At 42.2% G+C, this 263-nt stretch carries 1 protein-coding gene; it reads right to left on the bottom strand.

What is annotated here, in order from left to right:
- Nucleotides 1-263: GH39 family glycosyl hydrolase (locus R2R70_RS20970; protein ID WP_410979043.1), on the bottom strand; the 263-nt coding region annotated here is incomplete at both ends.

Raw genomic sequence — 263 nt, 5'->3', positions numbered from 1 at the left:
ATAATGTTTAAAAAACTCTTCTTGAGTGGCGGCCCAATGCTGTGGCCGAGTATCTATTTCTGAGCCAATTCTGAATCGCCAATTATTTACTTTTTCTTCGCCATAGGTTGAAACTAAGTGCTTTATGAACGCTGAAATATAGTTATGCCAGGCTTTTGCGTCTTTTGGCGGTAAACCGTTACCATAAACGCCGACTCGGTCTTTGGCTAAATAATGTATGCCATCAGGCTCGTTGACAAAGTTATAACCACGCTGGAATGCCC

It is taken from the genome of Cobetia sp. SIMBA_158 (assembly GCF_046566945.1).
In the GTDB taxonomy this organism is placed as follows: domain Bacteria; phylum Pseudomonadota; class Gammaproteobacteria; order Pseudomonadales; family Halomonadaceae; genus Cobetia; species Cobetia amphilecti.
The sequence above is the reverse complement of the archived record's forward strand: the minus strand, read 5'-3'. Positions and strand labels throughout refer to the sequence as shown.